Source organism: Rouxiella sp. WC2420, from assembly GCF_041200025.1.
Lineage (GTDB): Bacteria > Pseudomonadota > Gammaproteobacteria > Enterobacterales > Enterobacteriaceae > Rouxiella.
Genome location: NZ_CP165628.1, coordinates 5,075,596 through 5,101,136, shown reverse-complemented (window position 1 = coordinate 5,101,136; position 25,541 = coordinate 5,075,596). Strand labels below are relative to the sequence as shown.

Here is a 25,541-nt window from a genome sequence, read left to right as displayed (position 1 = left end):
CAGTTCAATGAATGCAGCTTTGTGGGCTGTGACTTAACGTCAAAAAGGATAAAGAGGATTAGAAGATGACAGAACAACCACGCCAGGAGAACGGCACCCTGGTATTGGCTCTGATTGCCGGATTATCGATTAACGGCACCTTTGACGCCTTATTCAGTTCAGTTGTACCTTTTTCGATTTTCCCAATTATTGCGCTGGTGCTGGCGGTTTATTGCTTACACGTGCGCTATCAGCAAAGCGAAATGGCTTTTGGCGTGCCCAAACTGGCCGCTGCCTGTTTCGTGTTGGGATTATTGCTATACAGCACTATTATCCGCGCTGAACATCCGCAGTTGGGGTCTAATTTCGTCCCGTCAGTGATTTGTGTGGTGCTGGTATTCTGGATTGCCTATCGGATCAAGAAACGCAAGCAACAACATAACGCTTGAATTTACAAATAGTTAGAAAGGGCAGCCGTCGGGCTGCCTTTTTACTTTAGTTAGTCGCCAATGCGTTCAAGCAAAACGCCGCATTCCATATGATGGGTATACGGGAACTGATCGAACAGCGCGAGACGAGTTACGCGGTGGGTCTGCTGCAAGGTTTCAAGATTGGCGCACAGCGTTTCCGGGTTACAGGAGATATAAAGGATGCGTGAATACCCTTGAACCATTTTGACGGTTTCGTCATCCAGGCCACTGCGAGGCGGATCGACAAAAATGGTTTCACATTGATAACCCTTCAAATCGACCCCCTCCAGACGACGGAATTCTCTTACGCCATTCATCGCCTGGGTAAAGTCTTCAGCTGCCATACGAATAATTTGCACGTTATCAACATTATTAGCCGCGATATTAAACTGTGCCGCTGCAACAGAAGGTTTGGCTATTTCAGTTGCCAGTACGCGATTAAAATTACGGGCCAGCGCCATCGAGAAATTACCGTTGCCGCAGTAAAGCTCGAGCAAATCGCCTTTTGAACCTTCAGTCACCCCCAACGCCCACTCCAGCATATGAATATTCATTGCGGCGTTCGGCTGGGTAAAACTATTCTCAACCTGACGATAAATCATCTCGCGTCCAGCAACCGGCAGGACTTCATCGACATAATCCTGATCGAGCATGATTTTAGTTTTTGCCGCGCGACCAATCAGCTGAATATCAAAACCGTCTTGACGTAGCTGGTCGCGTAGCGCGGTTGCAGCCTGCTGCCAGACATCGTCAAGCTTGCGATGATAGAGCAGGGAGGCTATAAGTTTGCCGCTGCGGGTCGACAAATAGTCAATCTGGAAAAGCTTGTGGCGCAGGGCCGGCTCGGCTTTGACCGCAGCAAGCAAAACTGGCATCAGGCGGTTAATCAACTCGCTGGCAGCAGGGAACTGGTCAACGCGGATGCGGGCCTTGGTCTGCTGATCAAACATAATGTGATACAGGTCGCCTTCATCGTGCCAGACGCGGAATTCGGCGCGCATACGGTAATGGCTGACCGGTGAACGGAAAACTTCAGCCGCCGGCGCATTAAATGGCGTCATTAGCGCCGTGAGACGGGCGGTCTTTTCCGCCAGTTGGTCGTCATATTGTTCAATGGGCAGGTTTTCTGGCGTCATCTGGTTTCTCGTTTTACGGCTAATCAAAGGGCGAACATTGCGGATTATGATGCGTTTTGCCCGCTGATTGTAGGGAATACGAAGATGATGTCCAGTTTTGTCGTATTTAGTTGGGTTCAGCTCGATGGAAGTCTAGATTTCAAAATAGGTTGATCGTAGGATTCATCCTAGGCCTCCACTATTGAGTTAAAAGGGAATCCGGTGTGAATCCGGAGCTGTCGCGCAGCGGTATGGGGAAAGCAAGGCGAGTGCATTAATATTATTCTGCAAAACAAAAATGCAAACACTGTCCTTAATAAGGATGGGAAGTTATCGCCGGGTGTTAATTCTGTTAAATAACAAATCCCAAGCCCGAAGACCTGCCTGAATTACGTCGCAATATTCATTGTCATCGCGAAAGTGCCAATGATTTATGCGGCATCCTTTATTTATTTCGGATGCGCGTTTACATGACAATTAAAAAGCATGCGCTGCTGGCGGTTCTTTCCGCCACAGCTTTTTCGGGCTGGGCGCAAGATAGTAATCCTCAAACAGATAATGATGATGTAGTAGTTACGGCTAACCGTTTTCCACAGCCGGTCTCAACCGTTTTAGCTCCGACTACGGTGGTGACGCGAGATGAAATAGACAGATGGCAGTCCAAGTCGCTGGTTGACGTAATGCGCCGTTTGCCGGGTGTAGATATTGCCCAGAATGGCGGCTTGGGTCAGACCAGCTCGATGTTTATTCGCGGCACCAATTCAAGCCACGTATTAATTCTGATTGATGGTATCCGTTTAAATCAGGCCGGGATTTCTGGTTCTTCAGATTTAAGCCAAATCCCTATTTCTCTGGTGCAGAGAATTGAATATATCCGTGGCCCGTCTTCTGCGGTTTATGGTTCCGATGCCATTGGCGGCGTAGTTAACATTATTACGACTCGCGATAAACTGGGCACCACAGTAACAGCGGGCCTGGGTTCAAACGGCTACCAGTCTTATGATGCCTCAACTCAACAGAAGCTGGGTAAAGATACCGTCGGGACTTTCGCCGGTAACTATACCTACACCCACGGTTATGACGTAGTGGCCGATGGTAATACTGGTGGCGATCCGCAGCACGACCGCGACGGGTTTATGAGTAAAACGTTGTATGGCTCAATACTTCATAACTTCAGTGAAAACGTCAGCGGCTTTATTCGCGGTTATGGTTTCGATAATAGAACCGCCTATGATGGCTATTACACACCGGGAAGCGCTTTGCTGGATACTCAGCAGTTATATAGCCAAACTTGGGATACTGGCCTTCGTTATAACAAAGGCATTTATGCTACTCAGTTAATTGGTAGCTATACCCACAGCAAGACCTACAATTATGATCCGCGTTACGGTCAATACGATTCATCTGCGACCTTGGATGACGTGCAGCAATATAACGTTCAGTGGGGGAATACCCTGCAGGCGTGGCACGGTACATTAAGCGGAGGTCTTGACTGGCAGAAGCAAACGACCACTCCAGGTACTGATTATCTGAGTGATGGTCATGAGCAGCGTGATACCGGCGTATATGCAACAACTCAACAATTGTTTGGTCCGGTAACTGTTGAAGGCGCCGTTCGCAGCGACAATAACTCTCAGTTTGGTCAGCACACTACGTGGCAGAGCAGCGCGGCCTGGGAGTTTATCGACGGTTATCGCTTTATTGCTTCCTATGGCACGGCATTCAAAGCGCCGAATCTGGGACAGGTCTACAGTGCGTTCTACGGTAATACAAATCTGAAACCTGAAGAAAGTAAACAGTGGGAAGGTGGCGTTGAGGGTCTGACTGGTCCGGTAACCTGGCGTGTCAGCGGTTATAAAAACGAAATCACCAACCTGATTGACAGCGATCCAGTGACCTATCGTTATTATAATATCGGCGATGCCGTTATTAAAGGGGTTGAAGCCACGGCCTCCTTTGATACTGGACCGTTTAGTCACCAGATTTCTTATGACTTTGTTGACGCGCGTAATGGCCAGACTAATGAAGTACTATTACGCCGTGCCAAGCAGCAGGTTAAATACGAACTCGATTGGCAGGTTGAGCAAATTGACTGGGCTGTGACCTATCATTACCTCGGCCAGCGCTATGATACTGACTACAACACTTATCAGACTGTGAAGCTTGGCGGCGTGAGTCTTTGGGATCTCGCCGCTTCTTATCCTGTTACTGACCATCTGACCGTTCGTGCTAGAATTGCCAACCTCTTTGATAAAGATTATGAGACGGTTTATGGCTACGCTACAGCAGGACGTGAGTATTTCCTCTCTGGAAGCTATACCTTCTGATCATGCCATAGTACCGGCTCGCCCGACGGCGCTGGTGTTTGACTCTGGCGTCGGCGGGTTATCGGTTTATCATGAAGTCCGGCTGCTATTGCCGGACCTGCACTATATATATGCTTTCGACAACGTGGCGTTTCCCTATGGGGAGAAGTCGGAAGAGTTTATCGTCGAGCGCGTGCTTGAAATTGTCAGCGCTGTGGCGAAGCGCCATCCCCTTTCTATTATTATTATCGCCTGTAATACCGCGAGCACGGTTTCACTTCCTGCATTAAGAGCGAAATTCAGTTGCCCGGTAGTCGGCGTCGTCCCTGCTATAAAGCCAGCTGCCAAACTGACCCGTAACGGAATTGTTGGACTATTGGCAACGCGCGCGACGGTGCAGCGTCCATATACGCACGATCTGATTGCCCGTTTTGCTACAGACTGCAAAATCCTGATGCTAGGATCGGCTGAGCTGGTGGAGTTGGCCGAAGCCAAGTTGCATGGCGAAGAGGTTTCTCTTCCTCTATTAAGGAAAATCCTGCAACCTTGGCTTAAATTACGTGAGCCACCCGACACAGTTGTACTTGGATGTACTCATTTTCCGTTGCTCAGTGACGAGCTGTCGCAGGTTTTACCTGATGGAACTCGCATGATTGATTCCGGATCGGCCATTGCACGTCGCGCACACTGGTTAATTGAGACTGCTTTTACTTCTATTCCCGAAAAAAAACAGGGAACGGAAATAGAAAGCATCGCTTATTGCATGAAGCTCGATGAACAAGCTGCAGAGTTGCTGCCCGTTTTGCAGGCATATGGCTTTAAAAGCATCCACGAATTGGTGCTTTAAACAGCTTTTGATTAAACATTCAGCGGTCGGAAAAGTTTTTTAAAAATAGGGGTTGCGGCCTTCTGAGAACTCCCTATAATGCGCCTCCACTGACCGGGAACAACGACTCCTCTAACGAGAACCAAGTCGCCAGGTTGGGAAGAGAAAAAGAAAGATTCGAAAGAAAAACTCTTGACTCTTCAGCGGGAAAGCGTAATATGCACCTCCCGCGCCGCATAAGATTCATTGCGAACAGCGGCACTGCTCTTTAACAATTTATCAGACAATCTGTGTGGGCACTCACAAGACGATATCAGCCACCTCGGTGGCAACAGAATATCAAAGGCAGCAATGCCAAGTCTTAGAGTGACCAAGCAGTAATTCATTTTTGAATTATTACGAAAGTAAACTTTGAGCACCGCTTAACTTGTTTAAGCAAATCGAACTTTTAATTGAAGAGTTTGATCATGGCTCAGATTGAACGCTGGCGGCAGGCCTAACACATGCAAGTCGAGCGGTAGCACGGGAGAGCTTGCTCTCTGGGTGACGAGCGGCGGACGGGTGAGTAATGTCTGGGAAACTGCCTGATGGAGGGGGATAACTACTGGAAACGGTAGCTAATACCGCATGATGTCGCAAGACCAAAGTGGGGGACCTTCGGGCCTCACGCCATCGGATGTGCCCAGATGGGATTAGCTAGTAGGTGGGGTAATGGCTCACCTAGGCGACGATCCCTAGCTGGTCTGAGAGGATGACCAGCCACACTGGAACTGAGACACGGTCCAGACTCCTACGGGAGGCAGCAGTGGGGAATATTGCACAATGGGCGCAAGCCTGATGCAGCCATGCCGCGTGTGTGAAGAAGGCCTTAGGGTTGTAAAGCACTTTCAGCGAGGAGGAAGGCGTTGTTGTTAATAGCAGCAGCGATTGACGTTACTCGCAGAAGAAGCACCGGCTAACTCCGTGCCAGCAGCCGCGGTAATACGGAGGGTGCAAGCGTTAATCGGAATTACTGGGCGTAAAGCGCACGCAGGCGGTTTGTTAAGTCAGATGTGAAATCCCCGAGCTTAACTTGGGAACTGCATTTGAAACTGGCAAGCTAGAGTCTTGTAGAGGGGGGTAGAATTCCAGGTGTAGCGGTGAAATGCGTAGAGATCTGGAGGAATACCGGTGGCGAAGGCGGCCCCCTGGACAAAGACTGACGCTCAGGTGCGAAAGCGTGGGGAGCAAACAGGATTAGATACCCTGGTAGTCCACGCTGTAAACGATGTCGACTTGGAGGTTGTGCCCTTGAGGCGTGGCTTCCGGAGCTAACGCGTTAAGTCGACCGCCTGGGGAGTACGGCCGCAAGGTTAAAACTCAAATGAATTGACGGGGGCCCGCACAAGCGGTGGAGCATGTGGTTTAATTCGATGCAACGCGAAGAACCTTACCTACTCTTGACATCCACGGAATTCGCTAGAGATAGCTTAGTGCCTTCGGGAACCGTGAGACAGGTGCTGCATGGCTGTCGTCAGCTCGTGTTGTGAAATGTTGGGTTAAGTCCCGCAACGAGCGCAACCCTTATCCTTTGTTGCCAGCACGTAATGGTGGGAACTCAAAGGAGACTGCCGGTGATAAACCGGAGGAAGGTGGGGATGACGTCAAGTCATCATGGCCCTTACGAGTAGGGCTACACACGTGCTACAATGGCGTATACAAAGAGAAGCGAACTCGCGAGAGCAAGCGGACCTCATAAAGTACGTCGTAGTCCGGATTGGAGTCTGCAACTCGACTCCATGAAGTCGGAATCGCTAGTAATCGTAGATCAGAATGCTACGGTGAATACGTTCCCGGGCCTTGTACACACCGCCCGTCACACCATGGGAGTGGGTTGCAAAAGAAGTAGGTAGCTTAACCTTCGGGAGGGCGCTTACCACTTTGTGATTCATGACTGGGGTGAAGTCGTAACAAGGTAACCGTAGGGGAACCTGCGGTTGGATCACCTCCTTACCTAAAGATACGCATTGTGCAGTGTCCACACAGATTGTCTGATGAAATAGTAACGAGCAGAAATACCTTTATAGGCTTGTAGCTCAGGTGGTTAGAGCGCACCCCTGATAAGGGTGAGGTCGGTGGTTCAAGTCCACTCAGGCCTACCAATCCTTTCCTTCTCTGCGTTGTCGCCCCACTCGTTTGCACCAAGCAAACGTCGTGTGACTCCGCCTTGATAAGAAAAAGATTGGCTGACTCATCTGAACGATGAGTGATAAAGGTATCTGTTTAGTGACTGTATGGGGCTATAGCTCAGCTGGGAGAGCGCCTGCCTTGCACGCAGGAGGTCAGCGGTTCGATCCCGCTTAGCTCCACCATATCCATACGGCTCACATCAAATACTTCAGAGTATATTGGAAACAGTATGCTGCGAAGTATTTTGCTCTTTAACAATCTGGAACAAGCTGAAAAATTGAAATGATACAGCTGAACATAACTCTCCGTAGAAGTTTTGAGTTATGCGCACCTGTATTAGAGTCTCTCAAATAATCACGGCTACGAACGGCGTCACTCTTTATGAGTTTAAAAGACACCTTCGGGTTGTGAGGTTAAGCGACTAAGCGTACACGGTGGATGCCTAGGCAGTCAGAGGCGATGAAGGGCGTGCTAATCTGCGAAAAGCGTCGGTAAGGTGATATGAACCGTTATACCCGACGATACCCGAATGGGGAAACCCAATGTGATACGTCACATTATCGCATGGTGAATACATAGCCATGCGAGGCGAACCGGGGGAACTGAAACATCTAAGTACCCCGAGGAAAAGAAATCAACCGAGATTCCCCCAGTAGCGGCGAGCGAACGGGGAACAGCCCAGAACCTGAATCAGTTTGTGTGTTAGTGGAAGCGTCTGGAAGGTCGCACGGTACAGGGTGATAGTCCCGTACACAAAAATGCACAGATTGTGAGTTCGATGAGTAGGGCGGGACACGTGACATCCTGTCTGAATATGGGGGGACCATCCTCCAAGGCTAAATACTCCTGACTGACCGATAGTGAACCAGTACCGTGAGGGAAAGGCGAAAAGAACCCCGGCGAGGGGAGTGAAATAGAACCTGAAACCGTGTACGTACAAGCAGTGGGAGCCTACTTTGTTGGGTGACTGCGTACCTTTTGTATAATGGGTCAGCGACTTATATTTTGTAGCAAGGTTAACCGTATAGGGGAGCCGTAGGGAAACCGAGTCTTAACTGGGCGTCAAGTTGCAAGGTATAGACCCGAAACCCGGTGATCTAGCCATGGGCAGGTTGAAGGTTGGGTAACACTAACTGGAGGACCGAACCGACTAATGTTGAAAAATTAGCGGATGACTTGTGGCTGGGGGTGAAAGGCCAATCAAACCGGGAGATAGCTGGTTCTCCCCGAAAGCTATTTAGGTAGCGCCTCGTGAACTCATCTTCGGGGGTAGAGCACTGTTTCGACTAGGGGGCCATCCCGGCTTACCAACTCGATGCAAACTCCGAATACCGAAGAATGTTATCACGGGAGACACACGGCGGGTGCTAACGTCCGTCGTGAAGAGGGAAACAACCCAGACCGCCAGCTAAGGTCCCAAAGTCATGGTTAAGTGGGAAACGATGTGGGAAGGCATAGACAGCCAGGATGTTGGCTTAGAAGCAGCCATCATTTAAAGAAAGCGTAATAGCTCACTGGTCGAGTCGGCCTGCGCGGAAGATGTAACGGGGCTAAACCATGCACCGAAGCTGCGGCAGCGACGCTTAGGCGTTGTTGGGTAGGGGAGCGTTCTGTAAGCCGTTGAAGGTGGTCTGTGAGGGCTGCTGGAGGTATCAGAAGTGCGAATGCTGACATAAGTAACGATAATGCGGGTGAAAAACCCGCACGCCGGAAGACCAAGGGTTCCTGTCCAACGTTAATCGGGGCAGGGTGAGTCGACCCCTAAGGCGAGGCCGAAAGGCGTAGTCGATGGGAAACAGGTTAATATTCCTGTACTCGGTGTTACTGCGAAGGGGGGACGGAGAGGGCTAGGCTAGCCGGGCGACGGTTGTCCCGGTTTAAGCGTGTAGGGGTGTAGACTTGGTAAATCCGGTTTACTTTAACCCTGAGGCGTGATGACGAGCCACTACGGTGGTGAAGTAGTTGATGCCGCACTTCCAGGAAAAGCCTCTAAGCATCAGGTAACATTGAATCGTACCCCAAACCGACACAGGTGGTCAGGTAGAGAATACTCAGGCGCTTGAGAGAACTCGGGTGAAGGAACTAGGCAAAATGGTGCCGTAACTTCGGGAGAAGGCACGCTGTCGCTAGGTGGAGGAACTTGCTTCCCGAGCCGAAGACAGTCGAAGATACCAGCTGGCTGCAACTGTTTAATAAAAACACAGCACTGTGCAAACACGAAAGTGGACGTATACGGTGTGACGCCTGCCCGGTGCCGGAAGGTTAATTGATGGGGTTATCCGCAAGGAGAAGCTCTTGATCGAAGCCCCGGTAAACGGCGGCCGTAACTATAACGGTCCTAAGGTAGCGAAATTCCTTGTCGGGTAAGTTCCGACCTGCACGAATGGCGTAATGATGGCCAGGCTGTCTCCACCCGAGACTCAGTGAAATTGAACTCGCTGTGAAGATGCAGTGTACCCGCGGCAAGACGGAAAGACCCCGTGAACCTTTACTATAGCTTGACACTGAACATTGAGCCTTGATGTGTAGGATAGGTGGGAGGCTTTGAAGCGTGGACGCCAGTCTGCGTGGAGCCAACCTTGAAATACCACCCTTTAATGTTTGATGTTCTAACTCGGCCCCATAATCTGGGGTGAGGACAGTGTCTGGTGGGTAGTTTGACTGGGGCGGTCTCCTCCTAAAGAGTAACGGAGGAGCACGAAGGTTAGCTAATCACGGTCGGACATCGTGAGGTTAGTGCAATGGCATAAGCTAGCTTGACTGCGAGAGTGACGGCTCGAGCAGGTACGAAAGTAGGTCATAGTGATCCGGTGGTTCTGAATGGAAGGGCCATCGCTCAACGGATAAAAGGTACTCCGGGGATAACAGGCTGATACCGCCCAAGAGTTCATATCGACGGCGGTGTTTGGCACCTCGATGTCGGCTCATCACATCCTGGGGCTGAAGTAGGTCCCAAGGGTACGGCTGTTCGCCGTTTAAAGTGGTACGCGAGCTGGGTTTAGAACGTCGTGAGACAGTTCGGTCCCTATCTGCCGTGGGCGTTGGAAGATTGAGAGGGGCTGCTCCTAGTACGAGAGGACCGGAGTGGACGCATCACTGGTGTTCGGGTTGTCATGCCAATGGCATTGCCCGGTAGCTAAATGCGGAAAAGATAAGCGCTGAAAGCATCTAAGCGCGAAACTTGCCTCAAGATGAGTCTTCCCTGGGACTTCGAGTCCCCTGAAGGGACGTTTAAGACTAAGACGTTGATAGGCTGGGTGTGTAAGTGCAGCGATGCATTGAGCTAACCAGTACTAATGACCCGAGAGGCTTAACCTTACAACACCGAAGGTGTTTTAGAGAGACGAGACGAAAGTTTCAATGAAAATCAGCTTGTTCAAAGATTGATTCTGATGGCTGCCCTGAATAATGGGGAAAGCGGTTGGAATGAAACAGAATTTGCCTGGCGGCAGTAGCGCGGTGGTCCCACCTGACCCCATGCCGAACTCAGAAGTGAAACGCCGTAGCGCCGATGGTAGTGTGGGGTCTCCCCATGCGAGAGTAGGGAACTGCCAGGCATCAAATTAAAAGTAGTACTGTGTAGTAGTAGGACGGTTGCCTGCTCGAGAAGAGAGTAGGACTAAAAGCAACGCTTTTAGCACGTTGCTTGCAACGGCCCGAAGGGTGTATGACGGAGTCATACATAAACTGCCATGCATCAAATTAGTCTTCAATTCCCCTGACAAGGAATATTAACGAAGACAAACTGATAACAGACCGATTGTCTGTTGTGAGTGAAAGAACCGGTGGAGCGGTAGTTCAGTTGGTTAGAATACCTGCCTGTCACGCAGGGGGTCGCGGGTTCGAGCCCCGTCCGTTCCGCCAATTATTAAGATTATGCCTGCTAAAATTTAGCAGGCATAATAGTAAGTTGATTTAGGGGCGTAGCTCAGTTGGTAGAGCACCGGTCTCCAAAACCGGGTGTCGCGAGTTCGAATCTCTCCGCCCCTGCCATATTAAAACCCTTCGCGAAAGCGAGGGGTTTTTTTTCGTCTTAAATTCCTGAAAATGCCGATTTTCCCTCCAAAAATTTGCACATAATTTCTGCTAACCCTCGCCGTCTGCACGATTTATCCATATTCACTGCTTAAAAGTTGTCATTTTTTAGCTGAATACATGTACGAATCGATTGTTAATCATCTATGTGACCGTGCTCAACCCACCGTTTTTGCAATGCGCTAAAACTAAGTGTCGCCTGGTGAAGTTATGTTCACTTGGGAAACTCGGTTTTAGTATCTTTCTATGCCGCACCCTACAAGACTCAACAAAAAGTAGCTCAGACTACGCGTGAGGAAATAACAATGTATAAACGTCTCTTACTGGCAGCAGCGGTCGCAACGGCATTTTGTGGAGCCGCCCATGCGGCAACTCTAGTGGTTGGATTTTCTCAAATCGGCTCTGAGTCAGGCTGGCGATCGGCTGAAACCAAAGTGGCCAAACTCGAAGCGCAAAAACGTGGCATTACCCTGAAAATTGCCGATGCACAACAGAAACAAGAGAATCAAATCAAAGCGATACGTTCCTTTATCGCGCAAGGCGTTGACGCTATTTTCATTGCCCCAGTTGTCGCAACGGGTTGGGCTCCTGTCCTTACTGAAGCCAAAGAGGCCAAGATCCCGGTATTCTTGTTAGACCGTACAATTGAAGTCAGCGATCCAACACTTTACACCGCCGCTGTAGCCTCAGATAGCGTGCATGAAGGTAAGGTTGCAGGTGACTGGTTGGTTAAAGAAGTAGCCGGTAAACCGTGTAACGTTGTTGAATTACAAGGTACGGTCGGTGCCAGCGTGGCACTGAATCGTAAGCAAGGTTTTGCCGATGCCCTAAAAGCAGCACCTAATGTAAAAATCATCCGTTCGCAATCCGGTGACTTCACCCGCAGTAAGGGCAAAGAAGTTATGGAAAGCTTTATCAAGGCAGAGCAGAACGGCAAAAACATTTGCGCGGTATATGCGCACAACGATGACATGGCAATCGGTGCCATTCAGGCTATTAAAGAAGCCGGTCTGAAACCGGGTTCGCAAATCAAGGTTGTCTCTATCGACGGCGTTCCTGATATCTATAAAGCAATGCTTAACGGCGAGTCTAATGCGTCTGTTGAGTTGACACCAAACATGGCTGGTCCAGCATTCGACGCGCTTATCAAGATGAAAAAAGACGGTACTCAACCTCCGAAATTTATCCAGACGCAGTCGACTCTGGTCCTGCCAGACGCGGCACAAAAAGAGTATGACATGAAGAAAGACATGGGCTACTAAGCCTGCCCACCGGCTCTGAGCGCAAAAAATCAGAGCCGGTTTCCTCATCCCATTTTGCACATTCAGCAGTTACGTGCGCATGTAGTCGGGGTAAAGACGCTCATGGATAATCTTCAATCAGCAACCCTTCTTGAAGTCCGCGGCCTGTCGGTGGAGTTTCCTGGTGTTAAAGCATTGGAAAAGGTCGACTTCACGCTCAATCGCGGCGAAATTGTCGCTTTACTTGGCGAGAACGGTGCCGGTAAATCAACAATGATCAAAGCGCTAACCGGCGTTTATAAGCGCTCGGAGGGTACCGTTTATCTTAACGGGCAGCCTATCGAAGCGACCAATACCGCACACGCGCAGGCGTTGGGGATTGGGACGGTTTATCAGGAAGTAAACCTGCTGCCCAATATTTCGGTGGCAGCAAATCTGTTTATTGGTCGCGAGCCAACACGATTTGGGCTGGTCAATCAACGCAAGATGGACCAGCAGGCGCGCACTCTGCTTTCCGGTTATGGGCTGAATCTCGACGTCAGCCAGCCGCTTGCCACCTATTCCATCGCTATCCAGCAAATTGTCGCCATCGCCCGGGCAGTTGACCTATCGGCACAGGTGTTGATTCTCGACGAACCCACTGCCAGCCTGGATGCGAAAGAAGTCAGCATGCTGCTCGAGATCCTGATGCAGCTGCGTGATCGCGGAATGGGCATGGTATTTGTCACCCATTTTCTGGATCAGGTTTATCGCATCAGCGATCGAATCACTGTGCTACGCAATGGCAAACTGGTCGGCTCAGAGGCAACTAAAGACCTGCCGCGTATCGAATTAGTGCCAATGATGCTGGGACACAGTTTTGACGAAGCATTGCTAAAACGAAGCGAACATCGCGCCGTGAGTGGCGAGCCGCTGGTCGATTTTAAAGACTATGGTCGACGCGGACTGGTAGAGAATTTTGACCTTAAGGTCCGACGCGGTGAGATTGTCGGGCTTGCCGGCTTACTAGGTTCGGGTCGCACAGAAACCGCGCAGCTGATCTTCGGGATTAAAAGTCATAATACCGGCACGGCAAAAGTGAACGGGCAGGACGTGAAGATTAAAAACCCACGCAAGGCGGCAAAACTCGGTTTTGGCTATTGCCCCGAAGATCGTAAAACAGACGGGATTATCGGTGCCGCTACGGTGCGTGAAAACATTATTCTGGCTTTGCAGGCCCAGCGCGGCTGGCTGCGTCCTTTGTCGATGAAAGAGCAGAATCAGATTGCCGACAAGTTTATAAAATTGCTAGGGATTCGGACTCCCAGCGGCGAGCAGGAAATCCAGTATTTGTCCGGCGGGAATCAGCAAAAGGTTATTCTTTCGCGCTGGCTGGCGACCAATCCTCGTTTCCTGATTCTTGATGAACCGACGCGCGGTATCGACGTTGGTGCGCACGCCGAGATTATCCGGCTGATTGAGAAACTCTGCGACGAAGGTCTGGCGCTGCTGGTTATCTCATCGGAGCTGGAAGAGCTGGCCGGGTATGCCGACCGCATCGTGGTGCTGCGCGACAGACGCCATATTACACAAATCGAGCAGGACCAGATTTCGGTTCCGGCCATTATGACTGCCATTGCGGTTCAGTAAGGAGATTTCCATGACCAACAGGAGTCTGCCGATGACGCGAGGACCGCGCAAAGTCCGCTGGGTATTCCCCAAAGGTTCCACACAGGTCGGGGCATTTCTGGCTATTTTAGTTATTGATAGCCTGGTCGCACCCGGATTTTTTAATATTCACGTTCAAGATGGCCGCCTGTTTGGCAGCCTGATCGACATCTTTAATCGCGGTGCGCCGGTTGCGATCCTGGCGTTAGGCATGACGCTGGTTATTGCCACCGGGGGGATTGACCTCTCGGTGGGTGCAGTTATGGCGATTGCTGGCGCTACGGCGGCTACCATGACAGTGCAGGGATATCCGCTGATTACGGTATTACTGGCCGCAGTCGCTGTTGGGGCTGCCTGTGGATTATGGAACGGTTTTCTGGTTGCAGTGCTACAAATCCAGCCGATTGTCGCTACCCTGATGCTAATGGTCGCCGGTCGCGGTATTGCACAACTTATTACACAAGGACAAATCGTCACCTTCGAACATAACGGGCTGTCGCAGTTTGGCAGTGGGGCATTTCTCACGCTGCCGATGCCGGTAATTATTGCCGCCATCATGCTGCTTTTGTTGTGGTTATTGACTCGTAAAACTGCTTTGGGGCTGTTTATCGAGTCTGTGGGTATCAACTTACGTTCATCCTACAACGCTGGTGTCAACACCCGCCTGGTGCTGATCGCAGTGTATGTAATTTGTGGCGTTTGCGCCGCCGTTGCGGGGGTGATCGTTACTGCCGATATTCGCGGAGCGGATGCCAACAATGCCGGTCTTTGGCTAGAGCTGGACGCTATTCTGGCAGTAGTCATTGGTGGTGGCTCGTTGTTGGGGGGGCGCTTTAACCTTTTGCTTTCGCTTATCGGCGCGCTAATCATTCAGGGAATGAATACCGGCATCCTGCTCTCCGGATTCCAACCAGAATTCAATCTGGTGCTCAAGGCGGTCGTGGTATTAGCCGTATTAGTCGTCCAGTCACCGCGTGTTTCTCTTGGCGGCTTGTTTCGGAGGAAAGAATAATGCTTAAACGCAATCTCCCCCTGCTGATTACCATTTTGGTGTTTCTTGCGGGTTACGGTTACTGCTTCACACAGTTCCCCGGCTTTGCATCGACCCGCGTTATTTGCGATCTGCTCACCGATAATGCCTTTCTGGGGATTGTCGCCGTTGGCATGACTTTTGTTATCTTGTCTGGTGGTATTGATCTCTCCGTGGGTTCCGTCATCGCTTTTACCGGCGTGGCGTTGGCTAAGCTGATTGGCCAATACGGTGTCCCGCCATTTTATGCATTTGCCATCGTGTTGGTAATGGGCGCGATGTTTGGCGCTGTGATGGGCTGGATTATCGATACTCTAAAACTGCCAGCTTTTATCATCACACTCGCGGGAATGTTCTTTATTCGCGGGATGAGTTTTATCGTGTCTGAAGAGTCATTGCCTATCAACCATCCGCTGTATGCCACACTGGCAAACTATGCCTGGAAGGTGCCCGGAGGAGGGCGATTCACTCTGTTGGCGCTAGTGATGCTCTGCGTAGTGGCTGTGGGGATTATTCTGGCGCACAGAACGCGTTTCGGTAACAACGTTTACGCGATTGGTGGCAATACCCATTCTGCAGGGCTAATGGGGGTTCCGGTCCGTCGAACTACGATTTACATCTACATGCTGTCCTGTTCTCTGGCAGTGCTCTCTGGCATTATTTTCTCGCTCTACACTTCGGCAGGCTATGCCCTGGCTGCCAGCGGAGTTGAGCTTGATGCCATTGCCGCCGTGGTCATTGGCGGAACCCTGCTCAGCGGTGGTGTAGGCACCGTGCTTGGCAGTCTGTTTGGTGTGATGATCCAGGGCCTGATTCAGACCTATATCACTTTCGACGGCACGCTAAGTTCATGGTGGACCAAAATTGTCATGGGCATTCTACTGTTTATCTTCATCGCGTTGCAAAAAGGCATGGGTTCTTACTGGACCACACGTCGCGCCCGTCATCCTGAACTTAAAACGACGTGATCTTCATCTAACGTCGTTTTAATTACGGGTGTCCATTGGGGTTTTAAGCAATTGGCGGATCAACACTTGCTGGTCGCTGTTTTGTAGCCAGACGGCATACAGCGGCCTGATTACCGGCGGCACGTCAGGATAAATCGACAGGTGAGGATATTCTTTCTCCCAATGACTTGGGAGGAAGGCACATCCGCCCGTAGTCTCAAGCAGCTGTCTTGTCAGATGCGCCGAGGTGGTAGTCAGTACCGGCTCCTGATCGCTGGCTTGCATGCGGCTTTCCTGCTGCGGGAAATCAGCTCCCCATTCCAGCCTGATATATGCACCTTGTGCAGTTTTGTCTTTTTTATGCGAGCAAAAAAGACGTAACGAAAAATTACCCAACAGCTGACTGGAGAGTTCATCCATTTTCGGCGGTTCAGTGGTTATCAATAAATCGAGCTGTCTTTCATGCAGTTGCTTTACTAACGACTGACGAAGGGCAACCCTCGCTTCCAGTCGTAATGAATCTCGTTGCTCATACAGCGCCTGAAGCCAGGGGGTCAGATAGGACTCCCATAACGACGCCGTGGCACCAATCGACAATTCTGTGTGCTGTAGCGAACGCACAACCTCTTTCTTGGCTAATTGCCACGTCGACATCAGGTTTTCTGCATAGGGCAGCAGACGCTCTCCTGCGGGCGTTAAACGGATGTTATTTCTATGACGGGTAAACAAATTTGCCCCCAGCTGGGTCTCCAACTGGCGTATGCGAAAGCTCACCGCAGACTGTGTCAAATACAGAGATTCAGCCGCCCGACCAAAGTGACGAGTTCTACTGACCTCCAAAAAGGTTTTCAGTAATTCCGTGTCCACTACCATCTCCAAAATTTTTTGTCGTTAAGATTTAAATGTTTTGTTTTACAGATTGTCAAGCCTATCTAATACTCCGCGCCATAACAGCACGACCATGAATGAATTAGGAGCGTGTCAGATGGCGGAAAGCTTCACCACGACAAATCGTTTTTTTGACAATAAACATTACCCTCGCGGGTTCTCCCGGCATGGCGACTTCACCATCAAGGAAGCGCAATTGCTGGAGCGTTACGGCTATGCTTTCAACGAGCTGGACCTGGGAAAACGCGAACCGGCAACCGAAGAAGAAAAGCTGTTTCTGGATGTTTGCCGCGGTACCCGCGAGCCAGCAACCGAAGCTGAAAAAGTGTGGAACAAATATATTATCCGCACTCGTCGTCCCAAGAAATTCCATACGTTGTCAGGCGGAAAACCGCAGGCTGACGCGGTGGAAGATTACACTGACAGCGACGATTAATAAAACGGGGCTTGTCCCCGTTTTTTATGCCAAATTTTTATGCAATGTTAACAGTAGTCGATCCATACAACGATAGCTTAATGCTTCAGAAATCTGCGCTTTTTCTATATTCGCCTGCTTATTGAGATCCGCTAAAGTACGCGCGACTTTCAATATTCGATGCCATGCCCGCACCGACATTCCCAGCTTTTGTAACACATTTTCCAGAAACTCTGCATCTTCTTGAGTTAATTGGCAGAACTGCTGCACCTCACGGCTGCTTAAATGCGCATTTAATTTCCCGGCACGCCCCAGTTGCAGCTCTCTTGCAGCCTGTACTCGAACACGCACCTGCGCGCTGCTTTCCTGGGATATTTGCGAAGTTTGCTGATGCTGCTTGCTTAATAAACCCGGCGGCAGCAAAGGGACTTCAAGAGATAAATCGAATCTATCAAGGAACGGGCCGGACAAACGGCTGAGATAGCGCAGGATCTGATGCGGCGGCGTGCGGCTGTGCTGCCCTTGATAATGCCCGGTCGGGCTGGGATTCATGGCGGCGATAAGCTGTATTCGCGCCGGAAAATCCACTTTGGCGCGGGTGCGAGAAATAGTGATTTCCCCCGACTCCATGGGTTGTCGCAGGGCATCCAGCACCCTTCTTTCGAATTCCGGCAACTCATCGAGAAACAGCACGCCGTTATGTGCCAGAGAAATCTCTCCTGGCCTTGGGATCGAACCGCCGCCGACCAGAGCATGCAGCGAAACGCTGTGGTGCGGTGCGCGAAATGGCCGTTGGCGGGTAAAAGCCACGCTTCTACCGCTTTGCCCGTCTGGTTGCCCGGGTGAATAAATCAGGCTGGCGATGGCTGCGGTTTCCAGCGCCTCCTGCTGCGTCAGTGCTGGCAGAATTCCAGGTAATCGACTGGCAAGCATGGTTTTTCCGGTACCGGGTGGCCCCAAAAGTAAAAGATTATGGCCTCCTGCAGCAGCAATCTCTAATGCTCGTTTGGACTGTTCCTGACCCATGATCTCATTGAGATCGCCGACCTCGGGTTGGTGCGAAGTTTCACTGCCTCTTTCTGCGTCATGACTTTCAACCGCCACCAATGATCCGCTGCTCTGCAAAAACGCGCACACTTGTAACAGGTGGTCGGCTAGCCATACGGTATCGGCCGCAAGCAGCTGCATTTCTTGTTGATTATCGACGGGTAATATTAATCTGCGTCCTGAGCTTTTTGCTGCCATCGCAGCTGGAATAGCACCATTAACGCCGCGTAACGCGCCAGATAGCCCTAACTCACCAATAAACTCATACTGTCCTAGCTTGTCGGAAGCAAGCTGCTCAGAGGCCGCCAGAATTGCCAGAGCGATGGGGAGATCGTAACGGCCGCCTTCTTTGGGCAAGTCAGCGGGTGCCAGATTCACCGTGATACGTTTGGAGGGGAAAGTGAATCCGCAATTGATCAACGCGCTGCGAACTCTGTCGCGCGCCTCTTTGACCGTGGTCTCAGGTAAACCCACCAACGTGAGGGCGGGTAGGCCGTTACTGATGTGTACCTCGATAGATACGCGCGGAGCGACCACGCCCAATGAAGCCCGGGTATTAATAACCGACATCGACATGAAGCTTTCCTGTAGCGGTGAAAAATTCAGTATGTCGATTAACGGCTTACGGCCCTATCGGCTAAAACATTTTTTCCGCGACGTGCCGCAAAAAATCTCAGCAAATTCATACCTCGTGCAACAAATTGAGACGTCTCTCCAAATGTCTGGAAATACCTATTAACAGTTAGCCTTTTTTGGATACAAATTAGCCAGCTATTAATCTTGCTGGTAATTTATACCGCGTGTATTAATTAAACTTGTGTATTTAACAATAAAGAAACAAAACCATCTTCCCTGTAGCGTTCATTCCCCTGCCTATTAGAATAAGGTAAATCACATGTTTGGTTGGACTCCCCGGCAACGTAACGTCGCCATTGCCAGTTTTCTGAGTTGGACACTGGATGCTTTTGACTTTTTCCTTCTGGTCTTTTTATTGAGTGATATTGCTAGCTCCTATCACGTTGATATTAAAGAAGTCACGCTGGCCATTCTGTTGACCCTGGCAGTACGACCGATCGGGGCATTGCTGTTTGGCCGCGCGGCAGAGAAATATGGCCGCAAGCCGGTGTTAATGGTCAACATTCTGTTCTTCTCCTTCTTTGAGCTCTGTACCGCCGCCGCCCCTTCACTGACCGTTTTCCTGATCCTGCGCGTAATTTATGGCGTGGCGATGGGCGGGGTATGGGGTGTGGCTTCTTCGCTGGCAATGGAAACTATTCCAGACCGTTCACGCGGGCTGATGTCCGGGATTTTCCAGGCCGGTTATCCGTTTGGTTATCTGTTGGCGGGCGTGGTTTACGGTTTACTGTTCAGCGTAGTGGGCTGGCGTGGAATGTTTGTTATTGGCGCCGTGCCGATCTTCCTGCTGCCGTTTATCTACTTCAAGGTTCAAGAGTCACCGGTGTGGCTGGCGGCCCGCGAGCGTCACGAAAGTACCGCGCTGCTGCCAGCGCTAAAAACGCACTGGAAGCTCTGTGTTTATCTGGTGGTGTTGATGGCGGCGTTTAACTTCTTCAGCCACGGTACGCAGGATCTCTATCCGACCTTCCTCAAGGTTCAACACGGTTTTGATGCCCACACTGTCAGCATCATCGCCATCTGTTACAACATTGCATCGATTATGGGGGGAGTAACATTTGGGGTCTTGTCCGAGCGAATTGGGCGTAAGAAAGCGATTATCATTGCCGCGTTGCTGTCGCTGCCTGTGCTGCCGCTGTGGGCATTTGCCGGAGGTTCATGGATGCTGGGGCTGGGTGCATTCCTGATGCAGTTTATGGTTCAGGGAGCGTGGGGTGTGATCCCGAGCTATCTTACCGAGCTGGTGCCGGACAACACGCGGGCCGTGCTTCCAGGCTTCGTTTATCAGTTGGGTAATCTGATAGCCTCCGTGAATGCAACGTTGCAGGTTTATATTGCCGAAAGTCATGGTCACAACTATGGATTAGGGATGGCGATGGTCGCCGGAACGGTGGCGATTGTGATCTCGGTGCTGGTGTTCTTCGGACGCGATACTCGAGGCAAGGTCATAAATGCCGCATCAAATGCTAAAGAGGCAAATGTCAGCACGAGCACCTGAAAACGCTAAGTTTTTCTAGATTTGTTGCACAGTCGCCTTAGATGATAACGTAAGAAAAGTGTTGTCTTTGCTTATCTAACTGTGATAACTCTGTAGGCAATCGTTCGAAACAAGAATTTAAGAAACCAAAAAATGAAAGCTCTCGTCCGTGTGCTAAGCCTAGTCGTTATTCGTGTGGTGGTGATTATTATCCCACCGTGCGGGGCTGCACTTGGACGAAGAAAGGCTTACTAAACAAGCCTGAACCTGAAAAGAACCCCCGCACCGAAAGGTCCGGGGGTTTTTTTTTGGCCAGGTTAATTTTTAGCGGAATGAGGCGGAAGAAAATATGAACAACAGCATAATGTTCTGCGCTTGTAGTCAAAAGGCAGGAGAATAAAGATGAATGGAGCACAGTGGGTAGTACAAGCGTTGCGTTCGCAAGGGGTGGATATGGTCTTCGGCTATCCTGGCGGAGCGATCATGCCGGTATACGATGCACTCTACGACGGCGGCGTGGAACACCTACTGTGCCGTCATGAGCAAGGCGCGGCGATGGCTGCCATCGGTTACGCGCGCTCAACCGGCAAAGTCGGGGTGTGTATCGCCACTTCGGGTCCGGGTGCGACCAACCTGATTACTGGTCTCGCCGACGCATTGATGGACTCCGTTCCGATTGTGGCGATCACCGGTCAGGTGGGTTCCGCCTTCATCGGCACCGATGCTTTCCAGGAAATCGACGTGCTGGGCCTGTCTCTGGCCTGCACCAAACATAGCTTCCTGGTTGAGTCACTGGAAGCGCTGCCGGAAATCATGGCTGAAGCGTTTGCTATCGCCAGCAGCGGTCGTCCGGGGCCGGTTCTGGTTGATATCCCTAAAGATATCCAACTGGCAGTTGCCGATTTAGCACCGCACCTGATGCCAGTTGAACAGGAAATGCCTCATCCAACCGCTGAACTGGCGCAAGCTTATGAAATGATTGCCAAGGCGCAAAAACCGATGCTTTATGTCGGCGGTGGCGTCGGTATGGCCGGTGCGGTTCCCGCTCTGCGTTCGTTTATTCGTGCCACGGGAATCCCGTGCGTTGCTACACTTAAAGGATTGGGCGCACCTGATGCCAACGACCCGTGCTATCTGGGAATGTTGGGCATGCACGGCACCAAGGCTGCCAATCTGGCAGTTCAGTCCTGTGACCTGTTGATTGCCGTTGGCGCGCGTTTCGATGACCGCGTAACCGGCAAGCTCAACACCTTCGCGCCAAACGCCAGCGTTATCCACATGGATATCGATCCGGCTGAATTAAATAAATTGCGCCAGGCGCACGTTGCGTTGCAGGGCTCTTTGCCTGCGATGTTGCCTGCGCTGGAGCAGCAATGTTCAATCAGTGCATGGCGTGACGAAGTCATGACCATGAAAGCGGCAGGCGAGTGGCGTTATGACCACCCGGGCGAAGCGATTTTTGCCCCGTTGCTGCTGAAACAAGTTTCCGATCGTATGGACGCCAACACCGTGGTGACAACTGACGTGGGCCAGCATCAAATGTGGACTGCGCAGCATATGACATTCTCTCGTCCAGAGAATTTCATCACTTCCAGCGGCCTTGGCACCATGGGCTTTGGTGTGCCTGCTGCGGTAGGCGCACAGGTTGCACGTCCAGACGATATGGTTATCTGCGTTTCTGGTGATGGTTCATTCATGATGAATGTTCAGGAGCTGGGCACTATCAAGCGAAAACAGTTGCCGCTGAAAATCCTGCTGCTGGATAACCAGCGATTAGGGATGGTTCGACAGTGGCAGGAACTGTTCTTTGATGGGCGCTACAGTGAAACTAACCTCTCAGATAACCCCGATTTTATTACGCTGGCCAGCGCGTTTGATATCCCAGGCCAACGTATCAGCCGTAAAGACCAGGTCGACGATGCTCTGGACGCCTTCTTCAATAGTAAAGGTCCTTATCTGCTTCAGGTATCCATCGACGAAAATCAGAATGTCTGGCCATTGGTACCACCGGGTGCGGGCAACGAAACCATGTTGGAGAAAATGTCATGATGCAGCATAACGTCTCAATTCAGGCCCGCTTCCGCCCAGAAATGCTGGAGCGTGTATTGCGCGTCGTTCGTCACCGTGGATTCCAGGTCTGCGCCATGAACATGAGCCAGATGGCCAACAACGAAAATATCAATATTGAAATGACCGTTGCCAGTGAGCGGTCGGTGGATTTACTGTCAGTGCAGTTGAACAAACTTATGGACGTCGCCAGTGTTGAGGTCCAGCAGCAAACATCACAACAAACTAACCAACAAAAACGCGCCAACGCGTAAGTAAGGAACAGAAGAATGTCTACGAAGAAAGCTGATTTTATTTGGTTCAACGGCGAGATGGTTCCATGGGAAGACGCAAAGGTAAGCGTAATGTCCCACGCACTTCACTACGGCACGTCAGTATTTGAAGGCGTTCGCTGCTACGACTCGCACAAAGGACCAGTAGTTTTCCGTCATCGTGAACATATGCAGCGTTTGCACGATTCTGCAAAAATCTATCGTTTCCCGGTTAAACAGTCCGTGGAAGAGCTGATGGAAGCCTGCCGCGACGTGCTGCGTAAGAACAACCTGAAAAGCGCCTATATCCGCCCACTGGTATTCGTTGGCGACGTGGGTCTGGGCGTGAACCCACCGGACGGTTATGAAACTGACGTGATCATTGCGGCGTTCCCTTGGGGTGCCTACCTGGGCGATGAAGCTCTGGAAAACGGTATCGATGCAATGGTCTCTTCATGGAATCGTGTTGCAGCCAACACTATCCCAACTGCTGCAAAAGCCGGTGGTAACTATCTTTCTTCACTGCTGGTGGGTAGCGAAGCGCGCCGTCACGGTTATCAGGAAGGTATTGCTCTGGACGTTAACGGTTATGTTTCCGAAGGCGCGGGCGAAAACCTGTTTGAAGTGAAAGAGGGTATTCTGTTTACTCCGCCATTCACCTCTTCAGCATTGCCGGGCATTACCCGTGATGCAATCATCAAACTGGCGAAAGACTTGGGTATCGAAGTTCGCGAGCAGGTGCTGTCTCGTGAATCCCTGTACCTGGCTGACGAAGTGTTTATGTCGGGTACTGCAGCCGAAATCACCCCGGTTCGCAGCGTAGACGGCATTCAGGTTGGCGCGGGCAAACGTGGTCCAGTGACCAAGAAAATCCAGAGCGCATTCTTCGGACTGTTTACCGGCGAAACCGAAGACAAGTACGGCTGGTTGGACCAAGTAAACCCTTAATAAAAACACCCGTCATCTTTCACGTTGCAGGTGCGTTGGCTGCCCTCACTTACCCCAGTCACTTACTTGAGTAAGCTCCTGGGGATTCATTCAGTTGCCGCCTTCCTGCACCATGAAATCTATAGGGTGAGAAATAAAGTCGTGGGCGGCGGTTGCGCCGTCCACATAAAAGTATTAATTGGAGTAAATAGAGCATGCCAAAGTTACGTTCCGCTACCACGACTCAAGGCCGAAATATGGCCGGCGCCCGCGCATTATGGCGCGCTACCGGGATGACCGATGATGATTTCAACAAACCGATTATCGCCGTCGTCAACTCCTTTACTCAGTTCGTCCCGGGTCACGTTCACTTGCGCGACATGGGTAAACTGGTTGCCGAGCAGATCGAAGCCTGCGGCGGTGTTGCCAAAGAGTTCAATACTATCGCCGTGGATGACGGGATTGCCATGGGTCATGGTGGCATGCTGTATTCACTGCCTTCGCGTGAGCTGATCGCCGACTCGGTGGAGTACATGGTAAACGCGCACTGCGCCGATGCCATGGTTTGTATCTCCAACTGTGACAAAATCACCCCGGGGATGCTGATGGCCGCGCTGCGCCTTAACATTCCGGTGATCTTTGTTTCCGGTGGCCCGATGGAAGCCGGTAAAACCAAGCTGTCTGACAAAATCATCAAGCTCGACCTGGTTGACGCAATGATCCAAGGTGCAAACCCTAAAGTCAGCGACGCAGACAGCGCACAGATCGAACGTTCTGCCTGTCCGACCTGTGGTTCTTGCTCCGGGATGTTTACCGCAAACTCGATGAACTGTCTGACCGAAGTTCTGGGCCTGTCCCAACCGGCTAATGGTTCACTGCTGGCGACCCATGCCGACCGTAAAGATCTGTTCCTGTCTGCCGGTACCCGCATCGTTAGTCTGGCAAAACGTTATTACGAAAATGACGATGAAAGCGTATTACCACGCAACATCGCCAATAAAGCAGCATTCGAAAACGCCATGACGCTGGATATCGCGATGGGCGGCTCGACTAACACCATCCTGCACCTGCTGGCCGCGGCGCAGGAAGGCGATATTGATTTCAACATGACTGACATCGATGCGCTGTCCCGCAAGGTTCCTCACCTGTGTAAAGTGGCACCGAGCACGCCGAAATATCATATGGAAGACGTTCACCGCGCTGGTGGCGTATGGGCCATTCTGGGCGAGCTTGACCGCGCTGGCCTGATGAATCGCGATGTGAGCAACGTTCTGGAAATGAAATTCCCGGAAACGCTGAAAAAATACGACATCATGCTGACCGAAGACGAAGCCGTTAAAAAGATGTTCCGCGCAGGCCCTGCCGGTATCCGCACCACCAAGGCTTTCTCACAGGATTGCCGTTGGGACACGCTGGATGACGACCGCGCCGAAGGCTGTATTCGTTCCATCGAACACGCGTTCAGCACCGAAGGCGGCCTGGCCGTGCTTTACGGCAACATGGCGGTTGACGGTAGCATTGTTAAAACCGCAGGCGTTGATGAAGAAAACCTGACCTTCCGTGGCCCGGCTAAAGTATTTGAAAGTCAGGATGCAGCGGTTGAAGGGATCCTTGGCGGTAAAGTGGTTGCCGGTGACGTGGTTGTTATCCGTTACGAAGGGCCTAAAGGCGGGCCGGGCATGCAGGAAATGCTGTATCCGACCACCTATCTTAAATCCATGGGTCTGGGCAAAGCCTGTGCGCTTATCACCGATGGCCGTTTCTCCGGTGGTACTTCAGGTCTGTCAATTGGCCACGTTTCTCCGGAAGCGGGCAGCGGTGGCCTGATTGCGCTGATCGAAGAAGGCGACATGATTGACATCGACATTCCAAACCGCAGCATGGTGCTGGATGTCGCTGACAGTGAACTGGCTGCACGTCGTGAAATCGAATTGGCCCGTGGTGATAAAGCCTGGACGCCAAAAAATCGTGTGCGTGAAGTTTCCTACGCTCTGCGCGCCTATGCATTGCTGGCAACCAGTGCCGACAAAGGTGCAATTCGCGATAAGAGTAAGCTGGGAGGCTAACT

The 25,541-nt window shown here is 51.2% G+C and carries 17 protein-coding genes, 4 tRNA genes, 3 rRNA genes and 1 riboswitch; of the genes, 21 read left to right on the top strand and 3 right to left on the bottom strand.

Annotated elements, in window-relative coordinates:
- Positions 1–65: 65 nt before the first annotated feature.
- On the top strand, positions 66–428 hold the full coding sequence (locus tag AB3G37_RS23490) for a YijD family membrane protein (protein ID WP_369789236.1): 363 nt from the start codon (positions 66–68) through the stop codon (positions 426–428).
- 50 nt (positions 429–478) lie between these two features.
- On the opposite strand, the gene trmA is transcribed toward AB3G37_RS23490, so the two are convergent.
- On the bottom strand, positions 479–1,585 hold the full coding sequence (gene trmA, locus AB3G37_RS23485) for a tRNA (uridine(54)-C5)-methyltransferase TrmA (protein ID WP_369789235.1): 1,107 nt from the start codon (positions 1,583–1,585) through the stop codon (positions 479–481).
- A gap of 152 nt (positions 1,586–1,737) precedes the next feature.
- A riboswitch (cobalamin riboswitch) is annotated at positions 1,738–1,967 on the top strand.
- A gap of 67 nt (positions 1,968–2,034) precedes the next feature.
- Here trmA and btuB point away from each other — a divergent pair.
- The 13 genes from btuB to yjfF all read left to right on the top strand — a co-directional run bounded on the left by btuB (position 2,035) and on the right by yjfF (position 15,786).
- Positions 2,035–3,891 (top strand): TonB-dependent vitamin B12 receptor BtuB, encoded by a 1,857-nt coding sequence (btuB, locus tag AB3G37_RS23480; RefSeq protein WP_369789234.1) that lies wholly within the window; start codon positions 2,035–2,037, stop codon positions 3,889–3,891.
- Positions 3,836–4,717 carry a glutamate racemase gene (gene murI, locus AB3G37_RS23475; RefSeq protein ID WP_369789233.1) on the top strand — a complete coding sequence of 294 codons (882 nt, stop codon included), beginning with the start codon at positions 3,836–3,838 and terminating at the stop codon, positions 4,715–4,717. Before btuB ends, murI begins: the two co-directional genes overlap by 56 nt.
- Positions 4,718–5,145: 428 nt before the next feature.
- Positions 5,146–6,688, top strand: a 16S ribosomal RNA gene (locus AB3G37_RS23470).
- A gap of 72 nt (positions 6,689–6,760) precedes the next feature.
- Positions 6,761–6,837: transfer RNA gene (locus tag AB3G37_RS23465), tRNA-Ile, on the top strand.
- Between the two features lie 134 nt (positions 6,838–6,971).
- Positions 6,972–7,047: transfer RNA gene (locus AB3G37_RS23460), tRNA-Ala, on the top strand.
- 229 nt (positions 7,048–7,276) lie between these two features.
- Positions 7,277–10,183 (top strand): 23S ribosomal RNA (locus AB3G37_RS23455).
- Between the two features lie 123 nt (positions 10,184–10,306).
- Positions 10,307–10,422, top strand: a 5S ribosomal RNA gene (rrf, locus tag AB3G37_RS23450).
- The 16S, 23S and 5S rRNA genes sit together here with 4 tRNA genes alongside, the layout of an rRNA operon.
- A 230-nt stretch (positions 10,423–10,652) precedes the next feature.
- Positions 10,653–10,729, top strand: a tRNA-Asp gene (locus tag AB3G37_RS23445).
- A gap of 53 nt (positions 10,730–10,782) precedes the next feature.
- A tRNA-Trp gene (locus tag AB3G37_RS23440) sits at positions 10,783–10,858 on the top strand.
- Positions 10,859–11,205: 347 nt separating this feature from the next.
- Positions 11,206–12,162 (top strand): galactofuranose ABC transporter, galactofuranose-binding protein YtfQ, encoded by a 957-nt coding sequence (gene ytfQ, locus AB3G37_RS23435; RefSeq protein ID WP_369789232.1) that lies wholly within the window; start codon positions 11,206–11,208, stop codon positions 12,160–12,162.
- Positions 12,163–12,264: 102 nt separating this feature from the next.
- The gene (gene ytfR, locus AB3G37_RS23430) at positions 12,265–13,770 is read left to right on the top strand and encodes a galactofuranose ABC transporter, ATP-binding protein YtfR (protein ID WP_369789231.1); all 1,506 of its coding nucleotides are present in this window, start codon (positions 12,265–12,267) and stop codon (positions 13,768–13,770) included.
- 10 nt (positions 13,771–13,780) lie between these two features.
- On the top strand, positions 13,781–14,800 hold the full coding sequence (gene ytfT / locus AB3G37_RS23425; RefSeq protein WP_009637891.1) for a galactofuranose ABC transporter, ATP-binding protein YtfT: 1,020 nt from the start codon (positions 13,781–13,783) through the stop codon (positions 14,798–14,800).
- Entirely contained in the window at positions 14,800–15,786 is a 987-nt protein-coding gene (yjfF, locus tag AB3G37_RS23420) for a galactofuranose ABC transporter, permease protein YjfF (RefSeq protein ID WP_009637889.1), read from the top strand. Before ytfT ends, yjfF begins: the two co-directional genes overlap by 1 nt.
- Positions 15,787–15,804: 18 nt before the next feature.
- Here the strand turns inward: yjfF and hdfR are convergent, their stop codons facing one another.
- Positions 15,805–16,632, bottom strand: a complete 828-nt coding sequence (gene hdfR, locus AB3G37_RS23415) for an HTH-type transcriptional regulator HdfR (protein ID WP_009637888.1) — start codon at positions 16,630–16,632, stop codon at positions 15,805–15,807.
- Positions 16,633–16,750: 118 nt separating this feature from the next.
- Between hdfR and AB3G37_RS23410 the strand changes: the two genes are divergently transcribed.
- Positions 16,751–17,089, top strand: coding sequence for a DUF413 domain-containing protein (locus AB3G37_RS23410; protein ID WP_009637887.1), 339 nt, complete (start codon positions 16,751–16,753; stop codon positions 17,087–17,089).
- Between the two features lie 24 nt (positions 17,090–17,113).
- On the opposite strand, the gene AB3G37_RS23405 is transcribed toward AB3G37_RS23410, so the two are convergent.
- A complete protein-coding gene (locus AB3G37_RS23405; protein ID WP_369789230.1) occupies positions 17,114–18,691 on the bottom strand; it encodes a YifB family Mg chelatase-like AAA ATPase in 1,578 nt (525 codons plus the stop codon).
- A 319-nt stretch (positions 18,692–19,010) separates the two neighbouring features.
- On the opposite strand from AB3G37_RS23405, the gene AB3G37_RS23400 reads away from it, so the two are divergent.
- From AB3G37_RS23400 to ilvD, 6 genes are all read left to right on the top strand, one after another.
- Positions 19,011–20,249 (top strand): MFS transporter, encoded by a 1,239-nt coding sequence (locus tag AB3G37_RS23400; protein WP_369789229.1) that lies wholly within the window; start codon positions 19,011–19,013, stop codon positions 20,247–20,249.
- A 132-nt stretch (positions 20,250–20,381) separates the two neighbouring features.
- Positions 20,382–20,483: an ilv operon leader peptide gene (gene ilvL, locus AB3G37_RS23395; RefSeq protein WP_071988444.1), complete on the top strand. Its 102-nt coding sequence runs from the start codon at positions 20,382–20,384 to the stop codon at positions 20,481–20,483.
- A 147-nt stretch (positions 20,484–20,630) separates the two neighbouring features.
- Positions 20,631–22,277: an acetolactate synthase 2 catalytic subunit gene (gene ilvG, locus AB3G37_RS23390; RefSeq protein WP_009637884.1), complete on the top strand. Its 1,647-nt coding sequence runs from the start codon at positions 20,631–20,633 to the stop codon at positions 22,275–22,277.
- On the top strand, positions 22,274–22,549 hold the full coding sequence (gene ilvM, locus AB3G37_RS23385) for an acetolactate synthase 2 small subunit (RefSeq protein ID WP_369789228.1): 276 nt from the start codon (positions 22,274–22,276) through the stop codon (positions 22,547–22,549). Before ilvG ends, ilvM begins: the two co-directional genes overlap by 4 nt.
- 15 nt (positions 22,550–22,564) lie before the next feature.
- Positions 22,565–23,494: a branched-chain-amino-acid transaminase gene (ilvE, locus tag AB3G37_RS23380; RefSeq protein ID WP_369789227.1), complete on the top strand. Its 930-nt coding sequence runs from the start codon at positions 22,565–22,567 to the stop codon at positions 23,492–23,494.
- Positions 23,495–23,688: 194 nt separating this feature from the next.
- Positions 23,689–25,539, top strand: coding sequence for a dihydroxy-acid dehydratase (gene ilvD / locus AB3G37_RS23375; RefSeq protein ID WP_369789226.1), 1,851 nt, complete (start codon positions 23,689–23,691; stop codon positions 25,537–25,539).
- Positions 25,540–25,541: the final 2 nt, after the last annotated feature.